This window comes from Gottfriedia sp. ABJ_BB2_2, assembly GCF_055484705.1.
Genome location: NZ_JBVFKR010000014.1, coordinates 1 through 19,760, shown reverse-complemented (window position 1 = coordinate 19,760; position 19,760 = coordinate 1). Strand labels below are relative to the sequence as shown.

The 19,760-nt window shown below is 30.3% G+C and carries 25 protein-coding genes and 1 other annotated feature; all 25 genes read left to right on the top strand.

Translation table 11 applies throughout. The annotated features are described in order from the left end of the window. The first annotated feature begins 159 nt into the window (after window positions 1-159). The 25 genes from ACX6U0_RS19755 to ACX6U0_RS19635 all read left to right on the top strand — a co-directional run bounded on the left by ACX6U0_RS19755 (window position 160) and on the right by ACX6U0_RS19635 (window position 19,535). Window positions 160-1,653, top strand: coding sequence for a spore germination protein (locus tag ACX6U0_RS19755; protein WP_464961570.1), 1,494 nt, complete (start codon window positions 160-162; stop codon window positions 1,651-1,653). Then, complete coding sequence (locus tag ACX6U0_RS19750) at window positions 1,634-2,728, top strand: GerAB/ArcD/ProY family transporter (protein WP_464961569.1); 1,095 nt, start codon at window positions 1,634-1,636, stop codon at window positions 2,726-2,728. Before ACX6U0_RS19755 ends, ACX6U0_RS19750 begins: the two co-directional genes overlap by 20 nt. Beyond that, a complete protein-coding gene (locus tag ACX6U0_RS19745) occupies window positions 2,725-3,843 on the top strand; it encodes a Ger(x)C family spore germination protein (protein WP_464961568.1) in 1,119 nt (372 codons plus the stop codon). Before ACX6U0_RS19750 ends, ACX6U0_RS19745 begins: the two co-directional genes overlap by 4 nt. Before the next feature lie 303 nt (window positions 3,844-4,146). Next, window positions 4,147-4,611: an SRPBCC family protein gene (locus ACX6U0_RS19740; RefSeq protein ID WP_464961567.1), complete on the top strand. Its 465-nt coding sequence runs from the start codon at window positions 4,147-4,149 to the stop codon at window positions 4,609-4,611. A 577-nt stretch (window positions 4,612-5,188) separates the two neighbouring features. Continuing rightward, entirely contained in the window at window positions 5,189-5,608 is a 420-nt protein-coding gene (locus ACX6U0_RS19735; RefSeq protein WP_464961566.1) for a hypothetical protein, read from the top strand. Between the two features lie 190 nt (window positions 5,609-5,798). Next, window positions 5,799-7,247: a spore germination protein gene (locus ACX6U0_RS19730; protein WP_464961565.1), complete on the top strand. Its 1,449-nt coding sequence runs from the start codon at window positions 5,799-5,801 to the stop codon at window positions 7,245-7,247. A gap of 187 nt (window positions 7,248-7,434) precedes the next feature. Beyond that, on the top strand, window positions 7,435-7,635 hold the full coding sequence (locus ACX6U0_RS19725) for a hypothetical protein (protein ID WP_464961564.1): 201 nt from the start codon (window positions 7,435-7,437) through the stop codon (window positions 7,633-7,635). 157 nt (window positions 7,636-7,792) lie between these two features. Next, a complete protein-coding gene (locus tag ACX6U0_RS19720) occupies window positions 7,793-8,164 on the top strand; it encodes a DUF2185 domain-containing protein (RefSeq protein ID WP_464961563.1) in 372 nt (123 codons plus the stop codon). Between the two features lie 255 nt (window positions 8,165-8,419). After that, entirely contained in the window at window positions 8,420-8,893 is a 474-nt protein-coding gene (locus tag ACX6U0_RS19715) for a GNAT family N-acetyltransferase (RefSeq protein WP_464961562.1), read from the top strand. Between the two features lie 139 nt (window positions 8,894-9,032). After that, window positions 9,033-9,596, top strand: coding sequence for an ATP-binding protein (locus ACX6U0_RS19710; protein ID WP_464961561.1), 564 nt, complete (start codon window positions 9,033-9,035; stop codon window positions 9,594-9,596). 536 nt (window positions 9,597-10,132) lie between these two features. Then, window positions 10,133-10,648 (top strand): YcxB family protein, encoded by a 516-nt coding sequence (locus ACX6U0_RS19705; RefSeq protein WP_464961560.1) that lies wholly within the window; start codon window positions 10,133-10,135, stop codon window positions 10,646-10,648. A 147-nt stretch (window positions 10,649-10,795) separates the two neighbouring features. Then, a complete protein-coding gene (locus ACX6U0_RS19700) occupies window positions 10,796-11,077 on the top strand; it encodes a hypothetical protein (RefSeq protein ID WP_464961559.1) in 282 nt (93 codons plus the stop codon). A gap of 160 nt (window positions 11,078-11,237) precedes the next feature. Further along, window positions 11,238-11,531, top strand: a complete 294-nt coding sequence (locus ACX6U0_RS19695) for a hypothetical protein (protein ID WP_464961558.1) — start codon at window positions 11,238-11,240, stop codon at window positions 11,529-11,531. Between the two features lie 144 nt (window positions 11,532-11,675). Continuing rightward, the gene (locus ACX6U0_RS19690; protein WP_464961557.1) at window positions 11,676-11,984 is read left to right on the top strand and encodes a hypothetical protein; all 309 of its coding nucleotides are present in this window, start codon (window positions 11,676-11,678) and stop codon (window positions 11,982-11,984) included. 162 nt (window positions 11,985-12,146) lie between these two features. After that, the gene (locus tag ACX6U0_RS19685) at window positions 12,147-12,644 is read left to right on the top strand and encodes a GrpB family protein (RefSeq protein ID WP_464961556.1); all 498 of its coding nucleotides are present in this window, start codon (window positions 12,147-12,149) and stop codon (window positions 12,642-12,644) included. Window positions 12,645-12,812: 168 nt separating this feature from the next. Beyond that, window positions 12,813-13,080, top strand: a binding site (T-box leader). Between the two features lie 75 nt (window positions 13,081-13,155). Then, window positions 13,156-13,719 carry a GNAT family N-acetyltransferase gene (locus tag ACX6U0_RS19680; RefSeq protein ID WP_464961555.1) on the top strand — a complete coding sequence of 188 codons (564 nt, stop codon included), beginning with the start codon at window positions 13,156-13,158 and terminating at the stop codon, window positions 13,717-13,719. Window positions 13,720-14,157: 438 nt separating this feature from the next. Further along, on the top strand, window positions 14,158-14,772 hold the full coding sequence (locus tag ACX6U0_RS19675) for an HAD-IA family hydrolase (protein ID WP_464961554.1): 615 nt from the start codon (window positions 14,158-14,160) through the stop codon (window positions 14,770-14,772). A 201-nt stretch (window positions 14,773-14,973) separates the two neighbouring features. Beyond that, a complete protein-coding gene (locus tag ACX6U0_RS19670) occupies window positions 14,974-15,468 on the top strand; it encodes an NUDIX hydrolase (protein ID WP_464961553.1) in 495 nt (164 codons plus the stop codon). 160 nt (window positions 15,469-15,628) lie between these two features. Next, on the top strand, window positions 15,629-15,961 hold the full coding sequence (locus tag ACX6U0_RS19665) for a SunI/YnzG family protein (protein ID WP_464961552.1): 333 nt from the start codon (window positions 15,629-15,631) through the stop codon (window positions 15,959-15,961). A 121-nt stretch (window positions 15,962-16,082) separates the two neighbouring features. Continuing rightward, the gene (locus ACX6U0_RS19660; protein WP_464961551.1) at window positions 16,083-16,454 is read left to right on the top strand and encodes a hypothetical protein; all 372 of its coding nucleotides are present in this window, start codon (window positions 16,083-16,085) and stop codon (window positions 16,452-16,454) included. Window positions 16,455-16,668: 214 nt separating this feature from the next. Further along, window positions 16,669-17,130: a hypothetical protein gene (locus ACX6U0_RS19655; protein ID WP_464961550.1), complete on the top strand. Its 462-nt coding sequence runs from the start codon at window positions 16,669-16,671 to the stop codon at window positions 17,128-17,130. A gap of 229 nt (window positions 17,131-17,359) precedes the next feature. Beyond that, a complete protein-coding gene (locus tag ACX6U0_RS19650; protein ID WP_464961549.1) occupies window positions 17,360-17,836 on the top strand; it encodes a hypothetical protein in 477 nt (158 codons plus the stop codon). A gap of 226 nt (window positions 17,837-18,062) precedes the next feature. After that, entirely contained in the window at window positions 18,063-18,188 is a 126-nt protein-coding gene (locus ACX6U0_RS19645) for a hypothetical protein (RefSeq protein ID WP_464961548.1), read from the top strand. 82 nt (window positions 18,189-18,270) lie between these two features. Beyond that, window positions 18,271-18,783 (top strand): VanZ family protein, encoded by a 513-nt coding sequence (locus tag ACX6U0_RS19640; RefSeq protein WP_464961547.1) that lies wholly within the window; start codon window positions 18,271-18,273, stop codon window positions 18,781-18,783. 380 nt (window positions 18,784-19,163) lie between these two features. Then, a complete protein-coding gene (locus ACX6U0_RS19635) occupies window positions 19,164-19,535 on the top strand; it encodes a hypothetical protein (RefSeq protein ID WP_464961546.1) in 372 nt (123 codons plus the stop codon). The last annotated feature ends 225 nt before the right edge of the window (window positions 19,536-19,760 follow it).

Here is a 19,760-nt window from a genome sequence, read left to right as displayed (position 1 = left end):
GGTATACTCGGTGTCCTATTAAAAGAATTGCCAATTACTTTTTCACTTTAACTATTTATGAATAAAAATTTACAATATAAGGAAAATTAAAAGAGTTACTTTGATAAATTTTAATTACTTTGTTAGATAGAACTTTTATCTAAAGGGAGACTCTTTTAAATGCATGATTCAAAAATAGACGAAAGATTTAGAGCCTTGTCATTATCTGTAGGGGAAAATTTAGAATTCTTGAAAGATACTTTAGTAAACTCTGAGGATATTAAAAGTCGAGAAATCACTTTTCAAGGAAGAAGGACAATAATTTTATATATTGACACACTTGTGGATCTACAAATCATTCAAAAGGATATTATTGACCCTTTGCTTCATAATCAGAACAATGATATAGAAAATATTATTTCCTCTCCAGTAATAGAAAATGAAACAAACCTGAAAAAGGCAATAAATTTTCTACTACAGGGCTATTGCCTTGTACTCATTGAGAAGAAAAAATTTTTTTATGCCTTATTTGCGCCAATCTCTTATAAAAGAAGTATAACTGAACCAGAAAATGAAGGTGTTGTTAGAGGACCACATTATGGGTTAATTGAGGACATGAAAGTAAATCTTCATTTGATTAGAAGATTGATCGAAAGCCCAAATTTTTGTGTGCATTACCTTAGTATTGGAACGGTAACAAAAACTAAGGTAGCTATTGTATACATGCAAGATATTGCAAATCCTGACCTTGTAAGTGAAGTGAAAAAAAGATTTAACACTATTTCTTCAGACATTATCATGTCCCCAGGATATATTCAGGAGTTTACAGAGAATAATTCTTTCTCACCTTTTCCTCAACATTTAAGTACCGAGCGACCAGATCGAATTGTTGCTAATTTGATGGAAGGAAGAGTAGCTATACTTGGTGAAGGTGATCCAACTTCACTGATTGTACCTGTTACGTTATTTGCATTTTACCAATCCCCAGATGACTATAATAGTCGTTGGATGGTTGGTTCTTTTGTTCGTATGATCAGACTTTTTAGTTTCTTTATTGCATTGTCACTACCATCCTTTTATATCGCGACAATTGGATACCATCCAGATATACTTCCTTTAGAATTGGTCTTTACAATTAAAAGCTCATTACAAAAGGTTCCATTTCCAGCAATTATTGAAGCTTTACTTATAGAATTCATTTTTGAGTTATTACGAGAAGCGGGGATTCGTCTTCCGAGCAGGGTTGGTCAAACGATAGGTATTGTAGGTGGTCTGGTAATTGGGGATGCAATCGTAAGTGCTGGCTTGGTTTCATACTCAATGGTAATTGTTGTATCTTTAACGGCTATAGCGTCTTTTCTTGTTCCTTCAAATGATATGAGCGCTGCAGTTCGTATGTTACGATTCCCTTTAATGATAATTGCATCTACATTTGGTTATGTAGGTATCGCAATTGGATTCATGATCCTTTTTATACACCTATGTAAACTTGAGTCATTTGGTACGCCGTATCTTGCACCTTTTGCTCCATTACGTATAAAAGACATGAAAGATGTTATTCTCCGATTTCCAATTTGGAAGTTAAATGGACGCCCACATGACGCTCACCCTAAAAGGTACAATCAAGAGTCCATATCGAGGGAGTGGAAAAAAAGTGGAAAGCCAACAAAGTAGAATAACTCTATTACAACTCTTTTTGTTTATTGTTCAAACTCAGGTTGGTGTAGGAATCCTTTCTCTACCTCATGATCTGCATATGAAAGCTAAAGGCGGAGCTTGGATATCTGTTATTGTTGCAGGTATTGCTATTCAATTGATGCTTTTTATATATTGGCTATTATTGAAGAGGTTTCCCCAAAAAACTGTGTTTGAAATTTTGGTGAAAACCACGGGACTTTATATTGGAAGTATAGTTATTATTCTATACTCGTGTTATTTTATATTAGTTGGAGGCACAGCAATTAGACTGACCTGTGATGTCCTTAAAAGATGGATGCTTCAAAGTACCCCAACATGGGCAGTTGTCATTCTTATTATTATTACCAGTGTTTATCTCGCTAGGGAGAATTCAAGAACAATTGCTCGTTATTATGTTCTAGTATCGATCTTAATTTTGCCAATGTTTTTTTTAATACTATATGGTATTTTTAAAGCTGATTTTAGTTATCCTTTTCCTATACTCGAAGCAGGATGGATTAATATAATTAAAACCGCAAAAGATGCTTCTATTTCAATGTATGGATTTGAAATCTTATTAATTCTTTATCCCCTTGTAATCGGATCAAGTAAAAGTATATTAAAGACTATTACATATGCTAATTTGTTTGTGACTATATTCTTCGCATTTATCGTGTGTACTTGTTTAGTAGTGTTTAGTCCTGCACAATTAGAAATGGTTGGAGAACCTGTAGTTTATTTGTTACGTTCTTTGAATTTTGGCGTTGTTGGCAGAATTGATTTAATATTTTTACCTATATGGATGACTACTGCAATAGCCTCGATTGTTAGTTATTTATATTTTTCTTCTATAGGAATAAAACAAATTTTGCGGAAAAATAATCATAAGAACATAATCCCTTTTGTTGCAATAATTTGTTCAATCATATCCTTGCTTCCACAAACTTCGAATCAACTGGAATTTTTAATAAAAGTCGTAGATTATACTTCTTATGTTTTTTTAGGAGCAATTCCAGTATTGCTTTTGATTTTTTCTCTCTTATTTTTTACTAAAGAAGGAGGGAGAAAATGAGATTCTACTCAAAATTATTAATCCTTATGATTATTTTTAGTATATTTTTATCAGGATGTTGGGATCAAAATAATTTAAAAAAAGCTCGCCTAGGGTATAGTGTAGGCTACGATTTAACACCTAAAGGCGACCTAAGACAGACCATTGAGGTCATAAAATCCGGACAAAGTGAGAATACAAATGAAATTCATTTAGCTAAAGGGAAAAACATTCGTGATACGTCTGATTCAATAAGATATCTTGTTAGTGGAGATATACAATATTTTAAATACGCAACATTATTGTTAGGCAAAAAATTAGTAGAAGAAAAAGATTTATATTCTTTTATGGATGTTGAATACCGTGACCCTGATAATCCAACTTCTAACGTTAAATTAGCAGTAATTGATGGGGAGACAACAGAAGTATTTCAATTACGTAAAGTTGGCAATTTATTAATCGGTGAATTTATCACAGGAAAAATCAAAAGTTTAGAAAATATGAGTGTTTTTCCTAAAGAAACGGTTGAGACAATCTTCACAAAAATGTTCGCAACCGGGCAAGATTTTGTTCTACCTTATTTAAAGATTGATGGGAAAGAGCTATCAACTGTTGGGACAGCGTTATTCCACGAGCAAAAAATGACAGGATTTTTGAATATCGATCAATCTATTTTACATAATCTTTTAACAGGTACTAAAGGAAGAATTGCACGTTTGAATATTAATGTTGAAAAAGACACTTCTAATGATATGAATGATTATATAACAATAGATTTAGCTCAACGTAAAATTAAGAGAAATTTTAAAGTAAATGTAAAAAAAAATGGTGATATAATTGTTGATATTTCACTTTATACAAAAGCGTCGGTAATAGAATATCCTAAAGCTTTTATGGGAAATAAAAATGAACTTAATCATCTAAATAAAGTATTATCCCGAAAATTAACCCAAATGGCTGTTGAGGTAATCGATCAATTACAAAAATCAAAGTGTGACTCTTTAAGCGTAGGTAGACAATTAGTTGCATATCACCCAAAAGTCTGGAAAAAGAAAAACTGGAATGAAGATTATGCTAAAGTAAAATTTAATACGAAAGTAAAAGTGGAAATTGTAGAAAGTGGAGCCTTAGAATAATGTGATAAGTGAGTCTTCATTAATACTTAAATAAGTCTTTATTAAAATACCGCATGCGTTAATTGGACAACAAGAGTTGGTAATACTAGTTCTTACTTAATTGTACTAACTGGCAGGATATTCAATAAGGGATTTCGATATTACCTTAAAACGGAGGAATTAAATATTCCGCTCGATTTATTGCAAAATAGTTAAAGTAGGATTTTTTAAAAATTTGAAGAATTGTTTAAGATAAATTATTTTAAAAGGATATTTTGTTGGTAATATCAGAAGTCCATAAGCAAAAAAGAGAGGAGAATACAAATGACATTCCCTAAAGAAGGTTTATTTGCAAAGGTGGAAATGCTTATCAGAAAACCTGTTGAAGAGGTATTCAAGGCTTTTATAGACCCTTCAATTACTACAAAATTCTGGTTTACTAAAAGCAATGGAAAATTAGAAGTGGGAAAACGTATCCGTTGGGATTGGGAAATGTACGGTGTTTTTGCTGAACTTGATGTAAAACAATTGGAACAAAACAAAAGAATACTCATCAAATTTGAAGATGACACTACCGTGGAGTGGATTTTTACATCTCGTACAGAAGGAACCTTTGTTACAATTATTAACGCAGGATTTAAAGGTAGTCCAAATGAAATAGTTAATCAAGTGATTGATTCAACTGGAGGTTTTACGGTAGTTCTTTGTGGTTTAAAGGCTTTACTTGAGCATAACATCGTCTTGAATCTTGTTTCGGATAAATTTCCTGACGCTCACATAGAAAGTTAATAATTATCTCTCCTGTATATAAAAAAGATTACTTATGATCCATCCTTATTGAACTAACGAAGCCTTAGTTCAAGATTAAGAGCAGCCATTGGCTGCTTTTTTGGTTTGCTAATTGGCAGTTTAGTGGAAATTTCTGGTTATCGCCCAACACATTTAGTGAACGCCGATTATTTAACCACAGGAGTACATCAATACTATGATAGAGAAAAGGTCGAGTTAGGTGAGACAGTTTTAGGGATAATTACATTTATCACTCCAGAAGTATACCCAGAATGTTTATGGGTTGGATAAAGGATTGCAATACATGAAGCATCCCATATTGTTGGGTATGCAGAGATAACTAAAATATTTAATGAAACACTATTAAAGAAAAGTTGTAAGTCTTATTGAACTAACTGGCGCTTTAGTTGAATAACAAATAGAGGGTGATCATTAATCGATCATCCTCTATTACTTTTTATGACAGTTTAGTTTAATAGGATTTTCAAATAATTAGAAACACTTGAGCTGGAGTTTAAAAGTGATAAAATATGATAGTTAAATGAAAATGATAAGAAAGAACTAAAGGAATTTGCACATGAAAAAAATGATATTCATATTTTTACTGTTGTCATCGTTATGTATTGTAGGTTGTACAAAAGAAGAAAAACCTAAAGAAGATAATATACCAAGGAGTACTTTGTATTTTGGAGAGGGAAAATATTGGTTTGGTACATATACTGTATCAAAAGTTGATTCTATGTATTATAACTCGTTAACTATTCAACATATTAATGATGGTATGCATAGTAAAATAGGAAATATTGAATACGTACTTAAAACGGATAATCAAACATTAGAAAGTAGTTTTCCAAAACCACTGAGTGGATATGATTATTTTCATATTTCCAATGAATTGAATGCAGAATTAATTGAAAAAGGGTTACCTAAAAAAGTTACATTGCAGATACAGTGGAAAGATAAAAAAGAAACAATAATTCTAAAAAGACAGAACTAACCTTATGCAACTAACTGGCGCGTTAGTTGATCAAGGATCGACTGTTTCGGCAGTCTTTTTTTTATTCACTAACTGGCAGTATAGCCATAAGTTGAATAAGGAATAGATAACAAAAATTCAAAAAATGATATCAACTAATGAAGATGATTAAATAGGGCATACTAATATAAAAGTTATAGGGAGTATGCGAATGAACCATTTAGAATCCACTTCTTTGACTGTTCATCTACAAAAAAATTTGGATTTCATATCAAAATCATTTAATGAAACGTCAGATTTAAAAATCCGTTCATTTAAAATTAAGAGTGAAGTTATTCGGAATGCTGCGATCGTATACCTTGATGGTATTATTGATACGAAAAATATTCAGGAGTATCTCCTTACTCCTTTATTCCATGTACGTTCAATAGACAGCATGGGGGAACTTCTTGATTTTCATCTTTCACTCATAGATGCGAGCTTAACAACAAAGTTTGAAGAAATAACTAGTGAACTATTAAAAGGAAAAGTACTACTTGTTATTGATGGATTTTCAGAAGGGATTCTAGCTGATTCTTCTGATTGGCAAATGAGAGCGTTAACTGAACCAGATACACAACGCTCAGCAAGAGGATCTATGGTTGGATTCACAGAACAATTAAAAGTGAATGTTAATTTATTACGGAACATGATACAAACTACTACTTTTAATGTTGAATCAATTGAAATGGGGACAGACTCTAAAACGAGTGTTGCAATCATCTATCTTGAAAAATATGTTGATCATAAAGTATTAGACGAGACACGAAAAAAAATAAATGAAATTGAAGTGACATATTTATTGGAAGCCCGTGTAATTGAAGATGCATTAGAAGAGAAAAAAACGCTATTTCCACTTGTATTCACTTGTGAACGCCCAGATGTTTCCGTTTCTGCATTGTTTGAAGGAAGGGTTGTGATCTTGGTTAACGGTGTCCCGTATTCTTTGATCGTTCCGACATTATTTATTCATTATTTTCATCAACCAGATGAGTATGCATTAAAATCTGGTCGCTTCTTTAATCGAATCGCTAGGTTATTCTTATGGTTTTTATCAAACTGTTTAATTGGAATCTATGTGACAATGGTTCGATTTCATCACGATTGGATTCCGCATCCTTTTAATGAAAAATTATTAAAGCAGTCTGATACCGTTTTCCCTATCCTATTCGAAATGGCATTTTTAGTCTTTCTATTTGATATGTTAATCGAAGCCTCTTTAAGAGTGCCGAAAAACACTATTCTCCTTGTTTCTCTCATCGGTGCAATTGTAGTTGGACAAACTGCTGTTGAAGCAAAGTTGGTTCATCAATTAAGTTTGATTGTTGCGGGAATCACAGTATTATCATCAATTAGTATACTTGCGGGTGGACTCGGTGGAGCAATGAGAACACTACGAATACTATTTGCACTTATCGGATATTTTTTGGGACTAAAAGGAATCATGATTGGACTTTTTATTGTGACGGTCTATATGGCTTCTCTTAAATCGGTTGGTGTTCCATATTTAGCTCCTTTCATACCGTTTCGCTTTAGGGAAATGAAAGACGTACTATTTCGTGGTGATTTGAGAAAATTAATTAATAGCAAACATACCTATCCGCACAAAAATAATAAATAATACCGTATAAGCTCTAATTCAACAAACGAGAACGTTAGTTAATATCGAGAAGACTGGTTTGACAGTCTTCTTTTTATTTTGTTAATGGCCAAACAGTTTAGAGGAATACGATGAAAGGAAGGAAATACATATTTTTATGAGGAAATAATTCAAAGTTAGATAAGTATGACTCAAGGAGAGTTTAATAATGGATCGACAAAGGACATTTTTTTATGGATTTATTATCGGAGTTACTTTAATGATTGTTCCTATTCATCCATTCTTCTTTTGGAGAGATGTAATGGATAATGTGGAAACTATTTTTCGTTATTTTGGTTTTGTACTTTTCCTTATTTGTGGAGTTTCTTTAATTATTGATTTATATAATGTCCTAGTGAATAGGAAATAGCATGTATAACTAACTGCCGCTTTAGTTGAAAACTATATATCGGCTGTATGGTCGATTTTTTTATTGTGATGACAGTATAGTTGAAGATGGAAATTACTACATTTTATTGTTACGTTATTAATTGTTATAAATTATCGTTAAAAAATAGGAGGAAAAAATGGGTTGGTTTAAAAAGAAAGAAAAGAAATTTTACATGTCAGGTGATATGATTAAACGACTAATTGACTCAAATGAGGGATGTATTGCTACTGACAGAATTACAGTTGATGGCTGTAAAGTAGGGTTTATGTATAGAGAAGAACCATACCAAAACGGAAATCCAGACAGTGGTTGGAGATTTATGGCGGGTGATGAGAGTGATGATTACATGGATAACCCCGAAAATCATTCAGTATATCAAGTGAACACAATATGTAATTACGATAAAGATATAATTCCGCTACTTAATTCAGCACCTGGTACGGCTTACATTCGTGATGAAAATGGTAAACTTGTCTTAGATGAAGAGTGGAAAGAACCAGAAGATTAATAATATTTTATGTAACTAACTGGAGCTTTAGTTAAATAAGAACTTTCTTTTTGGGGAGGATATTTAAAATGTTAAGATGGTTCATAGGAGCAATTGCAAGCTTAATTATTCTTTACCTTTTTGGATTACTAATAATTGCAGCAACAAATTATGCTTATTGAACTAACTTGCAGTTTAGTAGAAGAAGGAAAAAGGGAAGAAATGTAGAATACCTAATCTTTATATTTAAAGATTCAGTCAATCGGGGGTTATTATATGTCTTTGGTATTTAGAAAATCTACAATGGACGATGTAAATACATTACTTACCATTCAAAAAGCTTCTTTACAAGAGGATTTAGAGAAATATAATGACAAAGAAACTAATCCAGCTTGTGAAACATTTGAAAAGTTGGCGGAAAACATTAAGAAATTTCATCATTTTACGATATTAGATGGTCAAACCATTATCGGTGGGATAGATGTAAGAGGAAATGATGAACGAATGCATATTGATAAACTATTTGTTTCTCCTTCTGTTCAAAATAAAGGAGTTGGCTCAGTTGCTATGCAATTTCTTGAAGAACAATTTTCAAATGTGAAATTATGGACACTGTATACCCCTTTTCTAAGTATTCGTAATCATTATTTTTATGAGAAATTCGGTTATAAAAAGACGAAAGAAGTTCAACTTTCACCAGAATTGATACTATTTAAGTATGAGAGATATACCAAGGATGTTGTAATTTAGATATGTTGAAGATAGTGAGCAGTCATTGGCTGCTTTTTTTATTTAAGTATTAGGCAGGGAAATTGAACAAGAACCAATATATAAAGATAAAGGGATATGGATGCTAGTTCTAGAACTTTTTCTAGAAGGAGTTGAATAAATGAAGAGGCTAGTAATCATTACAGTGGGTAAAACCCATTCTGGAAAATCTACATTTGCAAATGCTTTAGAAAAACGATTAAATAACTCTTTTGTTATGGATCAAGATAACCATGCTGAATTTATAAATACTTATTATAATAACTTACAACCAAAAAAAGGACCTAATACACTTAAACATTCACTGTCAAAGCTAATTGTCGATTATGCCAAGGAAAACACTGATTTTCACTTTATTATTTGCAACTCAAATAGAAGTCGAAAAGGACGATTGTATTTGCTAGAAGAGTTGTTTAATACCGATGAGTTTGTCCGTATCTTGGTTCATTTTGATATTCCAGATGATGTTCTTCAGGAAAGAGTTACTTATAGCCAAAGAAGTAAGAATATATTTAGAAATGCATCAAATTTTGAGGAAGTGCTTTTTAGACAACAGGCTGAATCTTTTCATGAAGATGTTGTTGATCCAATTGAAGGTGAAGGGGACTATTTATTTGTAATTAAAGACAACGAAGAGGTTAATTTAGTTATTCAAAAAATAGTTCATATTGCTGAAAGTTATTAAACTAACTGGTGGTTTGAGGAATAGGGAATGTTATAATAAATTAAAAAAAGAAGGAATTATAGAGGAATCAGCGTGACTATTTTAATGATAATTTTTGCTATTTTTTCATTTTTTGGTTTGATATTTTTTTCTTTTAAAAATAAAGAGTTTTATCAAAATGAAAATTTCGATATTGGCTCTTCAGATATTTTAGGGGAGATATTACTTTATATAATTAATTTATTTCCTTGGTACTTAATAAAGTTATTTATGATTCTACTTTTCTTAGGTTTATGCATATTTTGTTTGTGTTATTTTATTTATGCGTAACGGAATGCTTAAGTATGTTATATAAAGAATTATGAACCTCACACAAATAGAACTAACGGATGCGTTAGTTACATAAAATCAAGAGTCGCAGATGCGACTTTTTTTATTTAGATAAGAGTCGTTGTCCGATTAATGAATACTATAAAGGTATTTAATGAAAATTGTAGAATAAAATTCATTAAAGAGATTCTTAAGGTATATAGTCACATTTAGTAAGGAGGGTTCACTTGAATACCAATGAGAGTATTACATTTGCAGGGAAATTAACTTTTGATGAATTTAAAAAATATAATTTCTATCATACAAAACGTAAACTAGTTTATTCATTTTTAATAGTTTTAATTTATCTCACTGTATGTTTTAAATTTATCTTTCCACAATTTAGATTAGTTGTCTTATTTATTGTATGCGTGATCTTAGCAATATTAATAACTGCATTATTTCGTTTTTTTATTTACCTTCGTGTACGAAAAGAGTTTAAGAGTGATAATCTGATTAAAAACGAGATTAATTTCGTCGCTGATAATGAGGGGATACATCAGAAAGTAAAAAGCTCAAATTTATGCATTGAATGGGATGACATTATTTCAGCTTTTGAAAATGAAGATTTGTTTAGGCTGTATATATCGAGAAACAAGGCGATAGTTATTCCTAAAAGATACTTTGGTTCTGAGGATGACGTAACTACATTCAAGAAACTTATTAATGAAAAATTAGCTATAAAACAAGTAAGTTTATTATAGTTATAAAAATTTGCTTATTATACTAACTGGCGCATTAGTTGTATAGACTGAGTCACTGTTTGTGGCTCTTTTTTGATGAAATAAATGACAGAATATTTTATATAAATGATATAATATTAGTTAAATAAATGGTTATTAGAGGGACATATGATAAAATCTACAATTTTTCAATCTATTATCTTTTCATTTACTATTAATGTAATACTTATCTTAAGTAACTTCAAATTGTTCATAAGTTTATTCCAATTGAAACCTAAAGATGATTTTTCTTATAATGATAGTTACTTTATTGCTTATCATGGTATTTTCGAGGATTATCCAATTATAGCAATGGCTTTTTGGATAACAATTACTTTTGTTTTAATTGCATTACTTTATGTGATTGGAAAATGGATCTATTTAAAATTTATTTTCACCTTGTTCAACTAACTGGCGCGTTAGTTGAACAACAAGATCGACGATTCGTCGGTCTATTTTTATTGAACAAACTGGCAGTTTAGTTCAATAAGGAATGGAAACTTTTTCAAATATTATTGTATGAAAAATATGGTAAAATTTTATTAGATAGAAACTTCTAAAGGGGAAACAGATGCGAACTTTCTTAAGCACAATCATGGGAAAATTTTTAAAAGACAGATTAAAGCCTTTTGTTATAATTCAAGCAATTCTAGTAATCCCAATATTAGGTTACCTAATTTTTACTTATCCACCAAATGATGAAGTTAATTATACTTACTGTGGTCTAGCTTTTATCGATTTATCACTAATATTTTTATTAAGAAGTATTGAAAAATTTATTTTGAAACAAAGTGGTTACATAACTGGCTTTATTCTTTTTTTGATCCCTTTTTATATGGGAATTGACTATATTAAAAATTATTGAACTTAAAGAAATTAGATAGATGGTTCATCAACTAACGAAGAGCGGTAGTTGATGAATTAGCTGCAATTATGCGGCTTATTATTTTGCTTACCTTATATTAAGCACTAAAAGAAAAGATGTATTATTAATATTGGGGGTGAGTTTATGAAGTCAATTTTTATAAAAACATTGTTTTTATGTTTGCCTTTTTTTATTAGTGTTTTAGCTATATTTTACATTGGAGTTTCAGAAGTAGTTAATTTCGTCGGGGGATTAATAATCTATGCTTCTTTCACAGGAGGTGTACCTTTTTTTGTAGCTTGTTTACCATATGTATTGGTTTTTTATTTTATCCGGAAGGGAATTAAGGTTTCTCGTATTATTTCAGTACTTTCTTTCATTTTAACTATAGTAGCATTGGTTTTGTTCATATTTGGTTTGGAAACATATTTCGGCCCATATTATGAATATTAAATAAAGTACATAATAAAATTTTAATTCTTATGCAACTAACTGACGCGTTAGTTACATAAGAGCAAAAGTCGCAAATGCGGCTTTTTTTAATGAAGTAAATGGCAGTTTGCTTGAATAGAATAGTAAAATTAGTAGCAAAGAATATCTTGTGGGGAGGGTTATATGGAACAAGTAAATTTTTTTGACAACAGTCTTTTTTACGAAAAGGTAGAGAAAACTTTCTTCTTACACAAAAAGTTAATCAACGAACGTTTGCCAGATGCTGATGTCCAGCACGTTGGAAGTACAGCTGTCCCGAATAGCCTTACAAAGGGTGATTTAGATATACAAGTGCGTGTTACTATTGAACAATTCCCAATGGCTGTCCAGATACTTTCAGCATTATATGAACTAAATGAAGGTAGTATCAAAACCGATAGTTTCAGGGCATTTAAGGACGATTCAACCGATCCTCCTCTCGGTGTGCAATTAACTGTTATAAATAGTGAATTTGATTTCTTTTGGAAATTCCGAGATATTTTATTAATAAATGATAAATATCGAAAGGAATACGATGATTTAAAGAGGGATCATGAAGGAAAAAAAATGGATGAGTACAGGGAAGCCAAAAATGAGTTTTTTCAAAGAATTATTGAAACTCCAGAGTTTAAAAAACTTTGATCCTTATACAACAAACTGGCGCATTAGTTAAATAACAGGAGATGCGTAAACCTCTTATTCTTAATAAAATAATACTAGTATCACTAAAAGTTCATAAAAGGGATTTCAAAAAAATATTGACGATTAAATTCAATTAATTTATTATAATTCTTAATTATTTGAATTTTAAATATTGCGATGATGAGAAAAGTAGTTATGAATCGTTATTTCCAGAGAGCTCCAAATAGGTGAAAAGGAGTAATAATGTTCTAATGAAGAAAGCCTCGGAGCTTTGCACGGAACTTAGTTTAAGTAAACTTAGTGATGCTGCAACGGGTTCTCCCGTTAAAGAGATAGGGTATAATCGAATATATATTTGACGTACCCGATAAGGTTGATATGGAGACATATCAATAAACTGAGGTGGTACCGCGAAGTTAAAACTCTCGTCCTCAAGATGAATAATCTTGGGGGTGGGAGTTTTTTTGTGTTGTAAATTAGTAATTAATATTAAAGGAGAATGAAATTAATTATGAACCCAATTTTAATTGATATTCCTACCAGAATTAGTACAGAAAGATTAATATTACGTTGTCCAAATCAGGGAGATGGAATGAACGTGAATTTAGCCATTCGGGCATCAATCAATGAATTGAAACCATGGTTACCGTTTGCACAAAATGTTCCTGAAGTAACGGATACAGAGATTAATTTGAGAAATGCACAAATTGATTTTTTAAAAAGAGATAGTTTTAGATTCCTAATTTTTCTTAAAGAATCTGGTGAGTTCTTAGGTTCATGTAGTCTACACGATATAAATTGGGATATACCTAAATTCGAAATCGGTTATTGGATTGATTCTAGATATAGTGGGTATGGGTATATGAATGAAGCAATAAAAGCGTTAACTGAATTCGCTTTGAATGTATTAAATGGAAGAAGAATCGTTATTCGAGTGGAATCCGGGAATCTTAAGAGTCGAGCGATCCCCGAAAAATTAGGATTTACTTTAGAAGGAATTTTAAGGAATGACGATCTATCTGTAGATGGGAATCAATTAACTGATACTTGTATTTACGCGAAAATCAAATATTAAGCTTCAGTAGTTTAAAGGTGTTATATATTAACTGTTGAATTAATTAACTAGAGAATAGTGATTTATGGAGGAATTTATGATTTCTAAAAAGAGCATTTATGTATATTTGATATACTCAATTTTATTTGCAGTATCGTATTTTTTAGTTAGAGTTTTTTATTTAATGACGAGATTAACTCAGCATTGGCCGGTTCTATTGGCGGTGGATTTGTAGGATTTTTAACATCCATTATTTTTGCTAAACCTACTAAAAAAAGATAAATTTAAAAAAGTCTTATAGAACTAACTGGCGCGTTAGTTGAACAACACAGGCTGCTTTTGCAGTCTTTTTTCGTGCTAACTAACAGTTTGGATTAATAAGATACATAAAATAGAAGGAAATTATGGAGGATATGTTGAATTGTTATATTAGAAAAGTTTGATTAGGGAGATTGAAAAATGTATAAACACTATATTTGGGATTTTGACGGAACGCTTTTTGATACATATCCTGTAATGGGGAAAATATTTAAAGACCTGCTTAAAGAAGAAGGTATCGTGGAATCATTAGATGAAATTGTGAAAAACATGAAGGTATCAATATCACACGCATTAAAACATTATGAAAATAAATTCGAGATAGATAATATATTCATTGAAAAATATCATAAAAATAGAAAAGCAATGGAAATGGAATTATCTAAACCATACGAAGGTATAGAAGAAATATGTAGAGATATTCATAAAACAAATAAACACAATTATTTGTATACACATAGAGGAGAATCATCGATTAAGTTATTAAAAAAGTTTGGCTTACATGATTATTTTACTGATTTTATAACATCACAACAAGGTTTTGAACGAAAACCAAGTCCTGATGCAATCAATTTTTTAATTGATAAATATAACATCACTCATTCAGAAGCGATAATGATTGGTGATCGAGATTTAGATTTATTATCAGCAAAAAATGCTGGAATAAATGCATGCTTTTTTAGTGACACAGGTGAAGAAAGCATTCATTCTGATTTTACAATCAATAATTTTAGAATGTTATATTCTATAGTTTAATTTTATTAGTTAAGATATCATCATAAAAAAACTTGTTTATTGAACATAACTGAGTTGCTCCGGCAGCTCTTTTTCTTATTCAAGCAACTGGTAGGATAGCTCAATAAGAAAAGGATTCTATGAATAAAAAAGAGAATAATTCTAGATAAGGTCTTTGGTTTTATTGCCATATCAACTGGTTTAAAAAAAGGGTGATATTAAATGACAACAACTTATGTAAATTGGGGAGAAGCAAAAATAAAATTAACCTGGAAACAGGATAATCAACTACCTACTCAATACCTAATAACAAGTGTTCATGGACTTTGCTTTTATAATAACAAGTTATTATTAGTCGATTTAAATCATAGAGGGTGGGATTTTCCTGGTGGTCACATAGAATTAAATGAAACTCCTGAAGAATGCTTTAAACGTGAAGCAATGGAAGAGGGATATGTTGAGGGCAAATGTGATCTTCTTGGATACATAATAGTTGATCACAACGATAATCCAAAATGGAGTGAAAAGAGTAAATATCCTAAAGTTGGTTATCAAGTATTCTACCGCATGGACATTAGACAATTCCACACTTTTGAAGGTAAACACGAATCAGCCCAAAGGAAATTAATTAATCCAAATGAAATCAAAGCTTACTACCATGAGTGGCATAGCGTATACCAATCAATTCTAGACTATGCTATTGATAAAGATTTATAAAATGTTTATGATCTTATACAACTAACGGTGAGCGTTAGTCGAACAACGATATGCTGCTTCGGCAATCGTATTTGTTTATAAAAAAATTATTAAATATTCTTATCACAATGCATGGTAAAATATGGATATATAAATACGATGTAAGCAGGAGGAAATCTTTATGTGGATTACTATTGGAATGTCAATTTTAATAGTAGGTATACTTTTCTTATTCAATTATCTATTTTTAAAAGTGAATATCACTGAAACCGAAATTATCATTAATTATGCTTCTGATAAACAGGTAATAAAAAAAGAGGAAATCGTTTCAATCAAAATTCCGAAAGAATATGCACCTAAAGCGGAACGTACAATGGGTTTTCCTACAAGAACAAGCGACAGAGTATTAATTCAAACGAAATTAACGAGTTATGCTCTATATGTACAAAATGAACAACGCTTTATCAGTGATTGCAAAAACGTATTGAATGTAGCACATTTAATTATCGAGTAACAAGCCAATCCAAAATGGGTGTTTTTCATTAGTTGTATAATGTTCGACTGCTTCGGCATTTTTTTATTGCACTAACTGGCGCATTAGTTAAATAAGAAGTTAGATAATGAGGTGAATATGTTTGGAGGATTTATATTGTAAAATTTTCATAAATACCAATTTATCAATTGATAAATTAACAGAGAATATCTCTAATTTCCTATCTTTAGAATATGATAAATATTTTTCGATAAAGGGAGATTTATTCACTATTGACGTTAGAAAAAATAAGGAGTTTGAAGAGGAAAACTCAAAAACTCCCATTGATGGTTTTCTTTATTATCGATACTTTTTAGATATGGATCTTTCAGATTATTATAGAAAAGAAGAATATAAATTAATTGTCGGAAAGATGATGGAATTTCTTTGGGGAGAAGGATATTTAGTTGTCGCTTCATGTGATTTTGAAAATGAGTTACCTAATAGAGGTGGCTACAATAAGAATATAAATTAATTTTACTTATTCAACTAACGTATGCTTTAGTTTAATAACAAAAAGGGGATGATCATAAATCGATTATCCTCTTTTTCACTATATAGTAGGTTCGTTTCATAAGAACTGTCGATGTTAAAGTTCTTTTAAATGATTAACATCTTTTAATTTAGGTGTTAAAATTTAATAGAATTAATAGACAAGTAGCTTTTTTAAAAAATTAGGAGGAAGCATTGTGTTTAAGAAAATCACGTACAATCCAGAACAATTAGAAGATAATCCATATCTTGAATTTTCAACTGGAATCAATATAAAAGAGTACCCAAATAAAATAGATGAGTATAGTTTTGATGATGAAATTTCTATGGACACATGCCTGCCTTTTATCAAAGGAATGAAACTATTAATAGAAGATAGTTTGATATATCCTATTAAAGGATTAATTAAACATAAATGCCTCTCCAAGGGAAGAAAGAAAATTGTAGAAATAGAAGACCAGCATCTAAGTGATACAATTTTTGAAATACTAAAAGAGTATGAATATATTAAGAGATTTTTTTTCGCAAATTATTCTAAAGGGTTTCAAGTGGATTTTCCTGAACGTTCAACTGAAGGTATATCATTTAATTTTGAATCACTTGAACAATTATTATTTATTAGGATTGAAGAAGGTAAAATCATTATTTTTCATTATTAAATAAAAAAATTTAGAGGGAATTTTTTCAAAGATATCCCAACGTAATTTAGGTATTTATGTATTAGATTGTTATTTAACTAATTGGCGCCTTAGTTAGATAAACAGTATCGACGGTTTTGTCGATCTTTTTATATTTTGCTAACTGAGTGTTTACATTAAGAACTAGGATTTTTAAATAAGAATCGAATAAGTAATTAAACATTACTTAAGGAATTAAGGGGGAATGTAGATGAAAAGATTAATTACTTTTTGCGTTATGACTCTATGTTTGATTGTAACTGTTAGCTGTTCTATAGAGGATTCTCCCGTAACAAAAAGTAAAGTTGAGACTGAAAAAGAGAATAATCCGAAAACCCAAATATTTTATTTCGGTGAAGGCGAACACTGGTTTGGGACATATACATTATCAAAAGTAAAATCATCTAATTTCTATTCTTTGTATATCCAATATATAACGGATCGCAATACTGCAGTTGATGAACAAACATCCCCAAAAATAGGTAAGATCGAATATGTATTAACGATAGGTGATGATTCTAAAAAAAGTAGTTATCCATTAGCTTTGAAAGGAATTGGTAATTACCATACTGCTACCGAGTTTAATACAGAAATATTTGACCGTATCAGTAATGCCCCAGATGAAATTACCTTAGAGGTGAAATGGTTAAATCATAATGAAACAATTAAACTAAAAAAACAAAAATAATACTTAATACAAGTATTACTTATGCAACTAACTGGCGCGTTAGTTGAAGATCAAGAGCTGCTAATTTGCAGCTTTTTTTAATTGTAGTAATGAGCAGTTTAGTCGAATTAAAATTATTGAAAAATTAAATTATTTAGATGTAAATTTAAAAACTCTCTTGAACCTTATGGTAAAATGTGGAAGTGAAGTGAATTGGAATTCTAAAAATGCTTGGGGGAATTTAAAATTGCTAATACCTATACTTTTTTTAATTGCAATAGCTTGTTATTTAATATGGTATTTTTCAGATGCATTGCGAAAAGTTTCAAAGCAAAATGAAGAAATTATTAAACTGTTAAAAGAGCTAAAATAAATTCATTATTCAACTAAAGCATGAAGAGAAGGTTCAAATATATAGCATCTTGTACGGTTTGATTTGGAGGAGATTCTTTAAAATGGAAAAGGCGTTATTTTTCAGTGGATGGATATTGTATGGATCTATCATTTTAGTATTAATAATATTATTTGTTTTAAGGGTAAAATTCAAAAAAGATTTGGTGTATTTATTCTTTTTCTCGATTATGTCTATCTATTTATGTTATGTTTTAAATTATACTCAATTTCCAATCTATGTATCTGAAACTTACAGGAATTTGATTGGAATACATTTATCGAGAAATCTGAATCTAGTTCCTCTTATAAACCTTACAAAGGAGGATTTTTGGACTTCTTTGCTAAATGTTTTGATGACAATACCATTTGGTTTTGGACTTCCTTTTATTACAAAAAGTACATTAAAAAAAATAGCCATAGCAGGATTATTTTTAGGGATCATACTTGAGTCTTTGCAAGGGATTATCGGACTATTAAATGGTTACACTTTGAGAATTGTTGATATTAATGATCTCATTTTTAATTTTACAGGTTCGTTACTTGGATATGGTATATTTATTTTCTTATTTATTTAAGTTATCAGTAAAAAAAGCAAATTTAAAATTAAACCCGCTATTAAAAAATATATATGATGCTTGAGAAGTGAATTAATTTGATAAACGCCTAGAAGGTTTATACTAACCTTCTAAGGCGTTTTTATTTTAAGATTACTCATAAGCTTATATATCTAAACTAGATTCACATAAGATTTATTGTGAAAATAGGCTAGTTCTTGTACAACTAACTGGCGCAATAGTTTAACAAAAAAGGCTACTTCGGTAGCCTTATTAATTTGATAAATGGGAGTTTAGTTTAATATGAAAATAATATAATTATCACAATAGATTTGAAGAGAAGTGAGATAATTATTATCACAATAAAATTAGTAGATAGAACTTTGGGAGTGTACATCACGATGAAACTGATTTGTAAAACTTGTAAAATAGAGCTTTCTAATAATGTAGAGGAATTGAAGAATATCAAATTATTATCTAGTAACGGTGACCAGGAGTATATACGTAAAGGTTTTTACATACTTGACTTTACTCCTATTGGTGGTGTGGTCTCAGAACTTAACTTAAAAGACTTCTTTATTATTAATATCAAAGATTCAATTAATTCAAAACCTCACATAAATCCTGATAGATTAATTGGATGTTGTGGTTTGAGTGGGGTTTATGGACATAATATTGTTTGCACTAATAATCATGAGATTGGTATTAAAGAAGAAGACTGTTCGGGACCACATTATGTAGCGTTAGATCCTGAATTAGTAAAACGTATATAAATAATTGTAATACTTGCTTATGTAACTAACTGGCGATTTAGTTGAAGAGTAAATTCATTTTTAAATGGAATAGGAGAAAAAATATGTTTCTAATACACCAGGAACCTCTAGATATTGAGGATGATCAATTTTTATACTTTGATGAAAAAAATACTATTCAATCTTTTACAGAATTGAATGGTAATATTTCTAATATGGAAAATATAAATCGTTATGTTCTAACGG